This window comes from Paenibacillus sp. S28 (genome assembly GCF_016624415.1).
Lineage (GTDB): Bacteria > Bacillota > Bacilli > Paenibacillales > Paenibacillaceae > Paenibacillus_AQ > Paenibacillus_AQ favisporus.
This window is the reverse complement of sequence record NZ_JACVTM010000003.1, coordinates 604078-620107: the sequence shown is the minus strand read 5'-3', so window position 1 is coordinate 620107 and position 16030 is coordinate 604078. Positions and strand designations below refer to the sequence as shown.

Genomic DNA, 16030 nt, shown 5'->3' with positions numbered 1-16030 from the left:
ATTAAATGCTGTATTGGCTGAACCGCTCCGGACCAAGAAACTCCAGCACATAGGGTTCAGACGGATGTTCCAGAAGTTGTTCCGGCGTGCCTGTCTGAATGATTCGCCCCTCTTTCAATAACACCACCAGATCGGCAATTTTTAGCGCCTCATCAATGTCATGCGTTACAAAAATAATAGTCTTTCGAACGCGCTGGTTCAGGTTGATCAGTTCCTTCTGCAGCTGAACGCGGCTGATCGGATCCAAGGCACTGAAAGGCTCATCCATTAGAATGATGGATGGATTCGCGGCAAGTGCCCGAGCAACCCCAATCCGCTGCTGCTGCCCTCCGCTCAGTTCATGCGGATACCGGTTTCTGAACTGGGCTGGATCTAGGCCGATCAGCTCCAGCAATTCACTGATACGGGCGGTCAAGTCCTGCTTCTTTTCTCCCTTAAGCCTGGGAACGATGGAAATGTTCTGCCCGATCGTCATGTGTGGAAACAGCCCTATTTGCTGGATCACATAACCAATGTTGCGTCTAAGCGTGACCGGATCCACAGTTGCAACGTCCTCCCCTTCCACTAGAACGGTGCCAGATTCGGGCTCGATCAACCGATTGACCATTTTTAATAGCGTCGTTTTGCCGCAGCCGGAAGGACCGATAATTGTCACGATCCTGCCTGCGGGAATGATCAGGTCAAAGCGTTCGAGAACATTTCCGGAACCGTAGTTTTTGGTTACTTGTTTGAATTCAACCGCTGCTGCTTGACTCATCGTCATTCCTTCCTTTCATTAAGTCGACTAAACATATGTACTTAGTCAGATTAATGGATATAATGGCCTATCACTACCCAGCTTTTGTTCCAAGCCAGCACAGAACTCTGTCTTCTTGCTGGGTCTTTATGCTATGACGTCATCCTCCTTTCATCAACAAAAAAGGCCTCATTTTCCTTACGGAAAATGAGACCTCCATACGACCGGTCAGTCTCTGTATTATTACATTGTGATAATTAAATACTGTAATTTAATACTAATATGAACAATGAAAGGTGTCAACGGGAATTTGCTAGTGTTCTTATCGGAATTCATAATCAATGTCGTTCCCTAAACGTCGTGACAACTGCGATGCTGCATCGAGAGTTAGGCTTATAATCCGCTGGTCATAAATCGGATTGCTACGGAAATAAGGACCGCATGTAGACAGGCTGGCGACAATCAGTCCATGAGCGTCCCGGATAGGCGCCGCTATGGCATAAATATCCGGATCGACTTCGCCATGGGTTATGCTGTAGCCCTTCTTCCGAATTTCCTCCAACTCGATCAGCAGCGCCTCTTTATCGGTTTCAGTCCCTAAAGTGTCCGCAACTCGATGAATAATTCGTTCATTTTCGTAAGCCAGAATGCACTTACCCGATGCCCCCGAGGTCAACGGTAGAACCCGACCGTTTTCCACGGCGAATTGCAGGAGCGCCTGACTCCGAACGTTTTGGATGCAAACACAGTCCAAACCGGTCCGGACAAACAATATGGATGTCTCCTGCGTTTGAGCGGTCAATTTCTCCATGATCGGTAGCGCAAGCGGCAGCAGCTCGCGATGCATTTGCTGGCTTAATCTCCTGGCCAAATCCAGGATTCGCAGACCCAGGCCAATTTGGCTTTTGCCGCGCCGCTCTACGATCCCGTTCTGCTCAAGCGTTTGCAAAAAACGGTATGTCGTGCTCTCGGGAATGGACACTTTTTCGGCAATTTCACTAACTGTCAAGGTGTCTGGTGCTTCCGACAAGGCAAATAAAATGTCTAATGCTCTGTTTAACGTTTGCGTTCCGTTCATGTCGTTCCTCCTTATATATGGCCAAGCTGCTTTCCTCATTATATCGAAAGTGTTTTCTAAAAAAACAGACAGCGGAAGAGTCGTCTACCCGTAAACAACACTGTTGGATGCTGCTCCTAAGTCACAGTCTTATGTATATAATCTAGCCCGATCAGTTTGCATAAAAAAAAGACCTCCTGATGCCAGGTCAGTCCTGTGTAACATTAATGGAATGCCTATATCACAAGTAGTCTGGTCATCACTCAGACATGTGCCGGTTTGACTTCACTTTCGTTAAAAAAGTCCAGCGCAGAGCGATACCAGCTGACTTCGCCTTCACGCTCGCCGTCAATGTATATCTCCACCCGCTCGTTGTAAAAGGAGAGGAGGCCTTTGATTTTTGGAATTTCCGGAATCGGATTCAAATAACTCCACACGATGTTGTCATGAAATTGGCCATTGATGTTCGCCTTCCAGTATGAGGCTTTTCCTTTATAAGGGCAGCCGGTCTGCAACTCAGTTTGCGTCAGAAGATCCATCCGGACATCTTCTTGCGGCAAATAATACCGCACTGGAACCCCGGTCTCAAACACAATTACGGGACGGCGGCTCTCGGCCACGATCACTCCGTCGATTTGCACGCGGATGTGGCGCGAGCTTTGAAGCGCATCCACTCGTTTATACGGATCCCTAGCATGAACGAAGATCTCTTCCTCTTCCTCGTACCATCCATCCACTTTGTCCCAGTAAAAGGAAACATATCCTTGGATGGCTTCGGAGGGCGCGATCGCATTGGGGTAGCCCCATACTGCGTTCTCGGAAATCCGGCCATTGACCTGGATCGTCCAATAGGAAGCCTCACCTTTCAGCGGGCAGTAGGTGGAATGTTCAGTTGGTACCAGCAAGTCAGTTCGCACATCTTCGAGCGGGAAATAATAGACTGGCAAATGCCCTCGCTCATGCAGCGTTAACACTCTCTTGCTGTCGGCGATGGTCTCGCCGCCAAATTTGACATGAACCCGGCGAGGGTTGACGTCGATTTTAATATTTTTTACTGTACCCAAAAAACCGCCTCCTCCATTAAAATATCAATATTAAGTAAATAATTATCACAGAAAGATAATATCATCTGGTATATGGAAATTCAATCCATTGCTTACGTGTGATTTATAGATTTTTTTGATTTATAAGAACGACTATCCGGTTGAAGGGGTAACAACCAATATAACGCATTAAAAAAGCCGCTGCTATGATGGCAGTGGCTTTTTGACTCTATATACAAAGGGGTTCTTGGTAATCTCATCTGTGCGCACAATCAATTGAGTACAGCTTTCCTACGCTGATTCCTATTCGTCAACTTTGCCAAAACTCTTCACATAAGCCATGTGCTTTTCCTTTTCTTTAGTTGAAATTGGAAACTTATTAAAAAAGTCTTTAAGACTAAATAAATCCGAATTAGGATATTCTATCTCAAATTCGTACATTTTCTTTTCTCCATTAATTATCTTAGTGCAAACATCTCTAAGATCACGAGAATATCTAGTGCCACCATCTTTTAGAAGAAAGCCTTTTATAGCTTGTTTCATCAAATTAACAATTTCATTGTGAAAATCTAGAATATACGCTATTGCAATGTGACAACGTAATATTTTAAACACTTGTCCCTCGCTTTTTAAGAGATATTCATAAGATTTTCCATAGTTTCCATTGGCGAGCTCCATTATTGCTAAGTTAAAATATGACTCAACACTCTTTTCCTTCATAACCTTTGTTTTACCTGACGCGAAAATCTTCTGATGTGCGTTTATCCTAGAAATAGCTTCATTTATTAATCCATTTGCACGAGAATCTACTCCGAAAGCGAGAACGCTAGACAGAAGCAGATCGATTAAAGCTGTATGTGGCATCTCTATTGTTGGGTCATTGTTAATTCGATTCGTTAATAGGATATATTTTTCTGAATCAAATAAAGGCGATTGCATGAATCCGTTTGTCTCTGCACTGATAATTGTATTATTGTTCATTGAGATACTCATTTCAGAAGCATTAAGCAGTTCCTTTAATTTTGCTCCATCGATTAACTCAAGATTTTTACCTTTGCTAAATTCTTCTGCTTGCCTTGTAAAAGAACTTGTTGTGACCAGGATACCTTTTAATGCATTTTCCGATATTACAGTACCGTATAAATCTCTTATTTCTGGTTCGCCTACTTTCCCTTTCCACCTCTTACATTGAATCAAATATTTACCTTTAAATAGTAAACCATCATAGTTCGCTATAATATCGATTCCGCCATCGCCGCTTGCTTTTGTGATTTGAGCTCTAAATCCAAGTTTAACAAACAGGTTATAGATTAACTTTTCAAAATCTAAACCGTTCATGTTCTCAAACAAAGTCATTTCTTCACCCTATATGTTCATTTGGTTTTGATTTTCTATACTGCATGACAACAAATCGATTGGCGTAATTTGAGCATTGTCTCGCACGGCTCGGCACACCTGGAAGTCGCGTTTTGTTTCTAAAGGATCGAATACCCAAACGCCATGAAATTGGGAGAGCCCTATGGTCTCTCCCTTTCCAGTAAATAATTATTAAATTCAAATTTTGAGTGGTTACTGCTTGAGCTATACTCAATCGTAGGTACTAAACCTTCAGTAATCTCACGCTCAGTTCTGGATCCATCCTGGTCAGAACAAAGTAAATCCCTTTTTACTCTAATCTTTCCAATCAGATACCGCGATACTAACGGTCGTTACAATGTCCTCGCTATATATTATCTTTATCGCTACTTTCCCACGCTCAAAAAGCATTTTGTCATAACGATAGAGATCTGTTGCTCTTTGTTTTATCCCTTCACTGGTATACTTCAAAATCACTGTCTTCTCATTTGGATCATCCGAAAGCCTACCAGGTCCCAACAAATCTTTAGAAGCAAATATAGCATCGACTGGGAGGTATTGTTTAGACAAATCCACATAATCATCCACGGTAAGTTCTCTAAATTTACCAGTAGATTGTTGCGGATAAATAATTATCTCTTCTACATAACTACCAGCATCTCTAAGGTTAACCGTGTTTTCATATAGAAGAGTCCAATCTGAAGAAATTTTTTCATAGTTATCTCCTAGGTATTGGGTGAAGTAATCCAACCTATCTCCAACGTGGAGGGATGTGGAGGTGGTAAATAAATCATAGAATAAGTCCTGCGAAGAGTTTGTTGGCTCTTCGTTATTTTGATCTGACGCTTCAATCACATCAGAATTTGAAGATGTCCCAATGGAAACTGCGGTAGTGGAACTCACCAGAGCTGGGGTTGATTGAGTATCATTTGATGAATCATCCGAGAAAAGATCATTTACTGTTCCTATTATAAATAAAATCAAGATGAATACCCAAAATATGGGCTTTTTAATCCACCTTTTTAACATAAACGTCTCCCTTTCCAACCCAATTACCTCTGTATTTTCCGCTATAAAATTTAATACAAGCGTATCAGGCCTGCTTTAGTTGGCCGGCTCTAAAAGAGCCAGCCAATTTGATGGCCGTGAATTATAATTTAATAATTAAATCGTAATAATATTTTAATTCGTTTAGAATTGCTATTTCCTTATCTAGAACAGCTCGGTATTTTTCCGAACTTTTAGCATATAAAGATTCCTGAGATTCTAGATGATTCAATTGAACCTTAAGTTTCGCAATTTGCTTGTTATAATAATTAAGTTTCTCGGCCTTACTACTTGCTGCAAATACTGTTGTTTCTTGAGGGACTGCTACGGTATAACTAGACATTAAACCAATCACTGCAGTCAAAGATAAGAGTAACTTTTTCATTTTTATGTCCCTTTCCAGTAAATAAAAATTAAATTGAAATTTTGAGTGAATTGCTGCTAGAGCTATACTCAATCCCCGCTCCTAAACCTCTGGCAAAAACTTGTGCTGGAACATATGTAACACCCTTAATCACTTTAGGGGCCGCACTAGCTGTTTCGGATGTACCGTTGTAAAATACAGTTTTGCTTCCAATAGTTAAAGTGATCTTGTGATTCTTTTTAGAGACCCCAATTGTTCCAGTATCTTTGTCGTATGTAATTGTGGCCCCTAAACCTTCAGCAATCTCACGCAAAGGAACAAGGTTTGTGTTTTGGTAAATTACCGGTTCACTGTTAAAGCTGATCTTTTGACCGTTTATATACACCTTAAGTCCAGAGGCTTTGTATGTAGGGACTGCTGATTTGCGTGTAGAGCTTTTTGAAGATGAACTGTTTTTACTTGTGTTGGAAGACGATGAACTTCCCGAGGAAGAGCTTCCTCCATTGTGGTAGTGATACTCTCCATATTCCAATCCCCACTTGGAACAATTCGTCCAGCATGTATGGCCTCCATTAGCATCTGTTCTACCTGGATGCGCTGAAACTATTGATGCGCTTGATAACACTAATATTAATGCCAGAGTACCAGTAAGCGCTCTCTTTTTCATAGCCAAACAACCCCTTATAGTAGTATTTACCTACTCATGATAGCATACTCCATTCAAATAGGGAATTATTTGAAGATACCAGTAAATCTTGGATTGATTTGATTGGAAACAAAAACAGGAAGTACCAATAAACAGCCTTGTGGCTATCTACAGGTGCTTCCTGTATTCGCTATAGTCGATTACCAACAACATAACGTTCTCTTGATGTTGTCACAATATATTGTCACCATTGAGTTAGAACGTCTGTGATAATTCCGTCATCTGCCAACTTGTTAAGATACTCTTTTCTTTTGGAGTCATACTGTTCTTCACTTATGTACTTCTTTCCTGAGCCATCTAAATTAAAAACTCCGTATTCATGTTGATCCTCTTTATCAAAGATGCCTAGAAAACTAACGTAGATCTGATCGTTTAGCACGAATGAAACGACCCCATTAAATAGCTTTTTTGCATATCCATCTTCGACCTCAAAAGTCTCGTCCTTATCTGATGAAATAAACAATTTATTATTGTATTGTTTTGCGCGAAGGTAAAATCCTGAGGTAGAATACACAGTTGTTGGCTCGAAAGTATTCAAATCAAGCTTATATACTGTTGTACTATTAGGCATCGTATTACTGTATAAAAATAAAAGTTGGTTTGCGGAATAGTCATCAAAAGAAATATGCCCTTCACCTTGAAAAACTCTTTGTGGATCTTCTCCGTTCAATCCCACAACTTGGATGGAACTAGGATCATCCAGAAGATAAAAAATATGATCATTATAGATAAAGAAATTACTGACCTTCTCATCGGTTATTGTGGTTTCTGAAGTGCCACTTTTTTTGAATAACCCGTTTTTGTGGAATAAAGTGTAATACGTCTCATTTTTGTACTCTAACTTGGAAGTATATTCGTCACTAGGATTTTTGCTGCTGCAGGCACTTAAACTTAGCAGAAGAATAATACCTAATATAAACTTACCTAATCTTAAATACACTTATTCCCACTACCCCCTCATAAAATGATTTAATTTTAACAATGAATTCTACCATATAATCCGACAGGGATATGAGGCTGCAATCTCGAAATGGGATAGTATAGCAATCCATATCCGGTGGAAACCGCTATTTTCCAATTAAATCAAGATAATTTAATGTGCTGAGGTAACCCGTTCCTTGTTCCACACTGCGAGAGGGTATATGGAAAGCTTTAATATTTATGGAGAAGAAGCATCGATGGAATGGCACATGGAGGATGAACCGCAAGTTTTATTCCGAATGGGACCATTAGAGGAGAAAAGGGGGCGAAATATCACCTCTGAGCGTGTCACACCCCCTTTAAGACCGGATTTACTTCCGCCGGAATTGGCCTATTATATCATGCATCAGGCTGATCTGGACCCAAACAATCCTCATCAATCTGTACTTCAAGGAAATGGTCATCACGGTTCGCATCCACATTTGGTACATGAATTTGTACGAAGTATTGTAGAAAAATGTAAACCATGGATCGATACCATTAAGGCCGCGAATTGGACCGCAGCCGGCATTTGTGCCCACGAGTCTGCTATGAATGGCGGTAAAGAAATCTTGATTCCTAGTTTTATATAAATGAACTTTAATCGGTGTCTCAATCCAGTGCAACTCTAATCAGCCGTACCTGATCCCTGGAATTCAGCATGTTAGCGTGAAAGCTTGACCGTAAACCAAATATCCCAATTCCAAAGCTATACTGTTTTTTAACGATCAGGAGCAGGCCACCACTAGTACCCTGCTCCATTCATTATTGTTCAGACGAATATATACTTGAAATGCTGAGACAGGAAATGCACATCCTCCTTAATAACATCTCGTTCTTAATTCCGTTAAATGTAAAATGCCGCGTAGAACGCGGCATTAATAAGAAATTATTCCTGTCACCCTTAAATCAGATATTGATTATTCGCGATTTAGGTATCACGTGCCGCAGTGACTACTCTTTGACCCCGCCTACCGTTAAACCTGAAATAAAGAACCGTTGGAAAAAGAGGTACAATACCACAAGCGGCACCACGCTTAGAAGAGATCCGGCGATTAAGATATCGTAAATGTTTCCGTAAGGTGAAATCAATGAGGCAAGACCGATAGGTAGTGTTAACTTTTCGTTTGTTCTTAATACAACCAACGGCCATAATAAACTGTTCCAGCTTTGAAGCGCCTACAAGATAGCCATGGCTCCGTACGCTGGTATCATCAAGGGAACCATAATGCGAAAAAAAATGCCGAACTCGTTACAACCATCGATTCGGCCAGCGTCAAAAAAGCCGCTAAAATAGCGACTTTCAATAGGACTATGTTCTTGTCCTTCGACATTCCTATCTTCAAACATCCTATTTTGTTGCTGAGGGTGTTCCAAGGTTTACTTTTGGGACACCCTCTTGAATCAAAGCAGACCTTCGAGCCCTAATTAATTGTAACTTGCCTTGCGGCAAACTCGTGGGTAACCAATTTTACTCAAGATGGTAATTCATTATGGCTACAAAAGCTCGTGTTGGTGCCCCACTCAGCTTGATTTTGTACTGTCCAAATTGTTTTTTTCCTTTCATCTGAACTTAGATTTCCAGCGCGTTGAAAACCGAATGTAGAGATCCCATCTTTATCAATGGTCCAATCATAGACCTTACCTAAGGTATCAAACCCATAATAAAATCCAGGCTTACCTAAATAATCTGAAGACCATTGTCCATTATTGCGTGTTGTATATTTCAAATTGGTTGTTTGATCGGCATCTTGCAAGCCACGTTGATACTGAGTTAGATAATAGACATTGCTTAAATATGTTTTTACCGACTTTATAGGGACATTTTCAGTAGCTACTCTTGAAATCGATTCTCCATTTACCTGATATAAAATAAATTTTTGCGTTGTATCGTAGTCATAATTCAGATAGTCTCAAATGCAAAGCGCTTCTCTCGTAAAACGTTACTTCTCCACTAATGCACAACATAATGTACAAGTGAACGAAAGATGTAGCTGTCTATAATTATAAACACATATTGGACATCACATATACCGCTTTACAATTATCCCATTGTTTTATCTTCTTTTTCATTTCCTCGTAGATTTCAAATATCATATTATATTTACCTCTTCACTATAAACTTTTATCTCTTTAGCAACGGATCTGTCGTTGCTTTCATATGTATGTCATATTAAAAATCTGGCAAAAATGAATTCACAATACACTGGTCCACTGTTATCATGGAAAGATGGCTATTTCACTTTTATTTAATCGTATATCTCTGTGCAGCTAAACATCGGTTCGCCAAAGATCATTATGCTTGTGTAAATGCCCAGAATAATATGTTCTTAGTGGAATCAATAAATATTTTGAAATGGAGCGGAAAGTAAGTGTTATTTCTAAGTGTACCTTATCCAAAAAATGATGAAGCTTTTTTCAGTTACATCATTAGACTATCCAAGGATAATCGTTGTGGAACGACTCATGTTTTTGAGAAACTCGGAATACGGTCAAGAATGGTAACAAAACAAAAACGATTTAGATTGAACTCTCTTTCAGCGGATGATACTGTTCGTTTATGTAACCCTACTTTTCTTGGATCTGATGTAATAGGTAAGAGCAATTTTTTAATTCATCACCCCGGCCCTTCACCAGTAACATTTGATTTCGAATTAAATGATATAAGATTCCCGTTTTTTTTAATTAATAAAAATTACATAAAAATTTGTCCACATTGTATGAGCTCTAGACCTTATCTTAGGAATTCTTGGTTTCTAATGCCTATTACGACGTGCCCACTCCATAATAGTATGTTAATTGACCGTTGTACCGCTTGTCAGAGTAATTTCCAATTAAATGACCAACTCTTAGATGGATGTAGCAAATGCTTAGCAACTTGGGCGGAAATGGCTTTTAGCACTCCAAATAGTATGACTGAGATAGATAGTTCAGTAAGTAATCTTATTCACTTTAAGCTTGGGATCATTTCTGATTATTGTTCTAATCTATGTTCGGATTTCAAAAATCTTAGTCTTGCTAATATAGGATTTGTTCTTTCACTTATTGCTTGGGTATCACCAAATGAGAAGTCGTTCGTAAGACCAAGTTTTGTAGAACAAGAATCCAATGCATTAACTCATGATCTTCTATTACGTTCAATAGTCGTTTTTAGCGATTGGCCAAATTCCTTCAACTACTTTCTAGAAGATATTATATCTAAACAAAAATACCATAATCCCTTGAAAGATGTTTTAAAATCTAATGAAAAAATACGCGGACGGCGAATGTTGTTTGGCGAGTTCGTTAAGAAGCTTAAAGATGAGTTTACAGCTCCAGAATATAACTTTATTAAGGAAGCTCTATTGAATTTTCTTTCAGAAAAGTACCCTCATTTACTTTCTAGGTATAATCCAGGTGTTCTATTAAATACGAGTATAAATAAGCAATACTTATCGGCTACCGAAGTAATTAACAAGTTTGGCTTTCGACGTGAGAATATTAAAAAGTTTATTCATAATGGTTTTCTTGAAGGAACCATTATTTATCAAAATAAAGTAGAGTTCATAGTCGTTACAGAAGATAGCATAGAATCTTTAATAAGACTTCAAGAGGAAAGTCTTTCAACTAAAGAAGTTTGTGATCGACTGGGATTTTCTAAAATACAATCACGTCATGTCTTTGATTTACTTGATAAAGGATTAATTAAAATAGTTAGAGGTCCAACTCTTGATGGTCATAAATGGCACCGTTTTGATAGAAACAGTATTGATCAATTATTATTATCTTTTGAAGACAACCTTGTAGAGAAGAGTGCGACTACAGGTGTTGGATTTGATTCGGCAACCGGGCCATTGTATAGCCATTACCATCCTTCCTTTGCCAAAATAGCTGAAAAAGTAATGGCCGGCGTGTTAAAACCTTGTAGGAAAGATCCTTTTAAGATTGGGCTATTTCAATATCAGTTCGAAAAAGAAGATCTTCAGCAAGCGTTTCTAATTGAAATATCTAAATACAAAGAAAAACGCCTAACAGAGCGAAAGAGGGGTGTCTTTAGAACCTACAAATAAATGTGATTCAAATAAGAAATTTCTGAACTTCAAAAAACTTGGAAAGCTTCAATTACTAATTTCTAGGTAATGGATTTTAACAACAACAATCGAGGGGAAGCGGATAATCAATGTATGTGTTATGTACCTTTTTCTCCGCCATCCCCCAAAATACTAATGGTATTCCATTTCAAGTACTGGTTAAGGAACAGGTCAAAAACTTAACAATTTACCCTTTGCCTTTTTCCGAGTTCGTTGTTTATCACCAAGAAGATTTGCCTTAAACCTGTTTTCTTCTGCATGCTCTTTTTTTAACTCCTTCTCCAAATTGAAACCTGCCATATTGAATGGATTTACTCTGAATGGACGAGATACCTGTTTTATCTTTCTTAATGCGATTTGTAAATGCATTTCCGTAATCTTGTCTTCACCGGCCTTTAGAGCAACTTCGGTACCGAACTCAAGCAATTTCATGATGTAAAAGGGAACTCCTAAAGAGATATAATACAGTTTATCCGCCATTTTTCGATCAGCAAGGTTTGAAGCATCTGCAAACGGCAGCTCCTCTTCAACCTTATTGATGAAAGCTCGGAAAGTGATTATTTCATCTGCTTCCGCGTAATTAAAGGCCTCCATCTGCTCTTTGTAAGCATATCTCCGGTCGAGCTGTTCTTCTTTCACAAAAATATTCAATGAATTGGGCATCCCACATAACACAATGGGAATGGCGCTTTCTTCAGAAAAAGTCTTTACCCAGTTCGCAGCTGTCGCCAGTACGTGATCTGTGTCCGTATCTATTAAGTGTTGAAATTCATCCAATATAATCATCTTCATTTTAAGTTCACTTATGAAGTGGTGGATTCGACCTGTTAATTCGACTTCTGTCCCTTTATTAAACATTGGGTCACCCATCTGATGTAGTATCTTGGATGCTAGCGCTTTTCTAGTTGCTTTCGGGGGTACGCGGACATGGAGAACAGGAATATGTTTATATGTCCGATGAGAATCAGATACTATAATTGAGGGATGACGATTGGTAAACTCTTTGGTTACTGTGCTTTTACCTACCCCAGTTGTCCCATAAATGAAGAGTTGATCCGGAGACACTGTCCCATCGCTCATATACAACATGTCTTCAAGTTGTTCGAGAATCTCATTATATTTGGGATGGTGGATAATGATACTTTTCACATGCTCCTTTCGGCGTTTCATCTCTTCTCTATCGGGGCGGATCCCGTTCAACCTCTTAAACTTTTCCATTATCTTTCCTTTCTTCCTGTACTCCAATTAGCGTTAATTTTTTTAAGGTCTACTTCGTCAGATGTAATAACAGACGACATCTCAGCAGCATCCAATTGGTTGCTGTCAAAAGCTTCTTTTGTTGATTCAGAGCTATCTGTTTGAGGGTCCGATTCGACAATAATGATGTTCGGATCATCAGGGACTCTGGCACTCGTATCCCGAGACCCAGTTATAGCGCTCACCAATGATGTCTTTTGAGCTTCCTCCATTCTCCTTTGACGTTTTGTTCGGGAGTACTCCTTCTTGCCTTCACTGGCTAACAACTCAAGTACTTTGAGACCATGTGTAACATTCTCCTGCTCTTTCAGGAAATTGTTAGCCTCACTATTATTTTTATTGCAAAGATGCGCTAGGTGTTCAACGTGAACCGGGTATCTCTGATCTATCTTGTATCTATTTAATCTCGAGCTTTGCTTTAATTTAGCCCTTAGATATTCGTCGTTAAATTCATCGTATACGTAGATATTCCGTACGTCACTTCCATACCTTATACGTACTTTTCTATCTCTACCTTCACGTTCGATTCTGAGACGCAATTGATTTACTTCTTCACTATAAAAGAACTCCCCTTTGAACTCGATTCCCTTTCGACCAAGAACTCGGTAGGCGGTTTGGGTTGCAAACAAGAGCTCAAGATTTTCTCTTCGATGGGGTAAACGTCTTTGAACCTTAGCATTTCTCAATCCTTCATGCCAAAGTTCTTCAGGTTTCCCCCCCACCCCTCTGTTGTATTTATTTGCAACTAAATCAATAAAATAGACATGGAGCATATGATACAATCCATTCATATCTACACATGCCTTTTTGCTTGAATCGTATTGTCCACGTTCCTCAGGATTTGAAAACGTTGTACCAGGTAAACTATGGAAAGTTTTGTTCATACTACCTAACCCATTCTCGACAGTGCCTTTTTGATGACCAGAACCCTTTTCGTTGTAAATGAGTCCGATCCCGATCTCCCCGCAGACTTCAGCTAATTCTTCACAATCATTGACTGAAGCATTGTCCAGAATAATATTCTCTGGTACACCAAACCCTGACCATTCACTTTGAACATATGGATACAATTCTTTAATACCTGTCTTGGGGAGCATGATTTGTAGCAGAAGCTGTTTCAAATCGCCGGCATTAGGCTGTTCTTTAAAGATAGGTCTGAAGGCCAGCGGTTCGTCTGAATATTTATCAACTGCATACAATATAACTGGTCTGAACGTCTCTCCTGTTCCGAAGTTTACGGTTATGAAATCTAATGGTGTCCAGTCAAGCTCGACATACTCAAGGGGTCTGTCGGGATTAATGGCTCCGCGAACACCATTTTCAGCTAGATCTGCTTGGGCGATCCCCATAATATGAACATTTCTGGATCGCGGGTTATGCATCTCCCTGTAAATTCTTCGAAAAGTGGATTCTGACATCAAAGGAATTTTTCCTTTTTCATCACGAAACAGATTATCATTTTTCACTCTATCTATATAGAGAAGCCACTTGTTCCTAATGGTCTGTGCTTCAGCTTTTTTATCTGTCTCTTTTATAAATTCCCTAAGTCTGTCTATTACTTCCTCTGAGATTCGTCTATCTTTGGGGCCTGTAGAAAGAGGTGTCAAGCACATTTTATTTCCATGTTTACGATACATCTTTATCCAACGATAAAATGTGGCTAAGGAAAGCTTAGTTGTTGATTTGGGAAGCAGTTCAGTGGGAAGATTTTCAATGTAATTCTTTACATTTTTTATCGAACCCGAAATATAAGGCTTGATTATCTCGAATCTTTTATCCTTTTCGCTTTTTTCCTCAGAAGTATACAAATCCAAATCCCATTTAGCCGTTATTTTTAGAGGATCATCACTATCTTGGTGGAAAATCAATCTTTTTGATGTCTTTGTCTCGTTCACAGCTATTTTTATCTCTTCAAGACTAATCAATTCTATTGTGTCATAGGACATGTTATAAACCTCGAATTCATCATCTTCCTTTAACTTTCGAATTTCATATTCTTGGTCTCCAATTCGAAAACGAGTGCCGTATTGTAAGGTGGCAAACATCGAATACTCACTCCTTATACTGAATTATTGAATCCTGGCTAACAGGCTGTAGAATCAGCTCACAATCAATCTCTTGAAAATATATCAGCTGGTAGATGGAACCATAATATTCCTCTTCGGACAAATCCGAACAATGAGCTCGCAACTCGGATATGGTACTGCGGTTCACTTTTCCAAGTCGAGATAAAACTGTATCTAAAATCGAATCAGGGATATCTTGAGTTCCAATGCTCCGTAACAGAGCAAGGTTTTGCTGTAAGAATCCTGGCCGTATGTCATCTTCTGTCATCTGAATATACTTCCAGCCTCTTTCTTCGCAATATGCTCGACCTGCCAAAAATTTAATTTGGTTATCTTCGCGATCTACAAATTTCATTGGTTTAACTTCAACTATGACGACCTGGTGTTCGTTGTTTATCACCTTAAAGTCAGGAAAATGTTCTCTTATTTTTCCGTTATAGAGATAAGTGATACGTACAGGCTGAGCATATATTTCTTCGATACCGAAATCGAAATCCGCCAACCTAATGTAATCCCTTTCTAAGAAGCTTTCCCACGGGACCATTTTACCCGTGGTTAGAAATGGCTCTTTTCCTCGGTATCCCTTAGTTTTCGGCTTTATTTTCCTTGCCGGTTGAAAAAACATAAACTACCTCCGAATTTAATATCTATAATATTCATCTTTCTCATGATTATAGAAAATATACCTTCAAAGAAATCTTCATCCATTTGTATATAAAAGCCCTGAGATGATATCTATGCAAAACAACTAACATACCTGCATAATTCCAAGTTTATTTAGATATATTGTTAACATGAACAGCTGCTAAAAAAAGAAGCCCTGAGCGATTGAAAATACTCTCGGCTTCTTTTTTTTAAAATTGGACTCACTTTAAAAGTTATCAGTTCATCCAATCTTCTGTAAGGTCAAGCACCCTTTTACAGACATCACATTCAACCTTTATGATTAATCCTAATCCCGACGGAATAAAAGTATATGCAAATTTAGCCCCGGACACATCTCTTGAGTTACATGAATCCCATTTCCCGATTTTTCTCTTCATTTCATCAGTAATTTCAAATACCATGATTTTGAACCTCACTTAACATGTATTAATTTTATGCTTTTTAATACTTTCCAAATGCAAGCTCACCAAATTCTTATGTAGATGGTTTACTTGGATTATTGCTTTTGAAGAGATCGGAGCACCATTGTATTTGAGAACCCCTTCTCTTTTCATAAATATTGATTAATTGGTTCAGTACGAAAATTCTTTGAAGGGTATCAGTACAGAAAAAGTTGAGTTGCCGATAGTAATATTCTAAATCTTGTTGATAATGGTTTTGTGACGATTGGCATCTTTCATAAACCTCAAGCAATTGCTTATG

14 protein-coding genes and 1 pseudogene are annotated in these 16030 nt (G+C 39.1%); 2 read left to right on the top strand and 13 right to left on the bottom strand.

The window, feature by feature from the left end; genetic code table 11:
- Position 1: 1 nt before the first annotated feature.
- The 8 genes from IAE55_RS11335 to IAE55_RS11300 form a co-directional block, all read right to left on the bottom strand.
- On the bottom strand, positions 2–757 hold the full coding sequence (locus IAE55_RS11335) for an ABC transporter ATP-binding protein (RefSeq protein ID WP_145159558.1): 756 nt from the start codon (positions 755–757) through the stop codon (positions 2–4).
- Between the two features lie 301 nt (positions 758–1058).
- A complete protein-coding gene (locus IAE55_RS11330; protein ID WP_145159559.1) occupies positions 1059–1814 on the bottom strand; it encodes an IclR family transcriptional regulator in 756 nt (251 codons plus the stop codon).
- Positions 1815–2056: 242 nt separating this feature from the next.
- Positions 2057–2857 carry a DUF427 domain-containing protein gene (locus IAE55_RS11325; protein WP_145159561.1) on the bottom strand — a complete coding sequence of 267 codons (801 nt, stop codon included), beginning with the start codon at positions 2855–2857 and terminating at the stop codon, positions 2057–2059.
- A gap of 282 nt (positions 2858–3139) precedes the next feature.
- A complete protein-coding gene (locus tag IAE55_RS11320; protein ID WP_145159563.1) occupies positions 3140–4192 on the bottom strand; it encodes a restriction endonuclease in 1053 nt (350 codons plus the stop codon).
- Between the two features lie 315 nt (positions 4193–4507).
- Complete coding sequence (locus IAE55_RS11315; RefSeq protein ID WP_145159564.1) at positions 4508–5221, bottom strand: hypothetical protein; 714 nt, start codon at positions 5219–5221, stop codon at positions 4508–4510.
- Positions 5222–5342: 121 nt separating this feature from the next.
- Entirely contained in the window at positions 5343–5624 is a 282-nt protein-coding gene (locus IAE55_RS11310) for a hypothetical protein (protein ID WP_186381940.1), read from the bottom strand.
- Positions 5625–5652: 28 nt separating this feature from the next.
- Positions 5653–6270, bottom strand: coding sequence for a copper amine oxidase N-terminal domain-containing protein (locus IAE55_RS11305; protein ID WP_145159568.1), 618 nt, complete (start codon positions 6268–6270; stop codon positions 5653–5655).
- 223 nt (positions 6271–6493) lie between these two features.
- On the bottom strand, positions 6494–7249 hold the full coding sequence (locus IAE55_RS11300; protein ID WP_145159570.1) for a hypothetical protein: 756 nt from the start codon (positions 7247–7249) through the stop codon (positions 6494–6496).
- Between the two features lie 202 nt (positions 7250–7451).
- Between IAE55_RS11300 and IAE55_RS11295 the strand changes: the two genes are divergently transcribed.
- On the top strand, positions 7452–7862 hold the full coding sequence (locus IAE55_RS11295) for a hypothetical protein (RefSeq protein ID WP_234489441.1): 411 nt from the start codon (positions 7452–7454) through the stop codon (positions 7860–7862).
- Positions 7863–8223: 361 nt separating this feature from the next.
- Here IAE55_RS11295 and IAE55_RS33765 read toward each other — a convergent pair.
- Both IAE55_RS33765 and IAE55_RS11290 read right to left on the bottom strand, forming a co-directional pair.
- Positions 8224–8547, bottom strand: a pseudogene (locus tag IAE55_RS33765) (ABC transporter permease subunit); the annotation flags it as partial.
- A 197-nt stretch (positions 8548–8744) separates the two neighbouring features.
- Positions 8745–9026 (bottom strand): hypothetical protein, encoded by a 282-nt coding sequence (locus tag IAE55_RS11290; protein ID WP_186381941.1) that lies wholly within the window; start codon positions 9024–9026, stop codon positions 8745–8747.
- A gap of 615 nt (positions 9027–9641) precedes the next feature.
- Between IAE55_RS11290 and IAE55_RS11285 the strand changes: the two genes are divergently transcribed.
- Positions 9642–11318, top strand: coding sequence for a TniQ family protein (locus IAE55_RS11285; RefSeq protein WP_145159574.1), 1677 nt, complete (start codon positions 9642–9644; stop codon positions 11316–11318).
- A 192-nt stretch (positions 11319–11510) separates the two neighbouring features.
- Here IAE55_RS11285 and IAE55_RS11280 read toward each other — a convergent pair whose 3' ends face one another.
- The 3 genes from IAE55_RS11280 to IAE55_RS11270 are packed head-to-tail and all read right to left on the bottom strand — an operon-like array spanning position 11511 to position 15287.
- Entirely contained in the window at positions 11511–12557 is a 1047-nt protein-coding gene (locus IAE55_RS11280) for a TniB family NTP-binding protein (RefSeq protein WP_145159576.1), read from the bottom strand.
- Positions 12557–14641, bottom strand: a complete 2085-nt coding sequence (locus IAE55_RS11275; protein WP_145159578.1) for a hypothetical protein — start codon at positions 14639–14641, stop codon at positions 12557–12559. Before IAE55_RS11275 ends, IAE55_RS11280 begins: the two co-directional genes overlap by 1 nt.
- 7 nt (positions 14642–14648) lie before the next feature.
- Positions 14649–15287, bottom strand: a complete 639-nt coding sequence (locus IAE55_RS11270; RefSeq protein WP_145159580.1) for a TnsA endonuclease N-terminal domain-containing protein — start codon at positions 15285–15287, stop codon at positions 14649–14651.
- Positions 15288–16030: the final 743 nt, after the last annotated feature.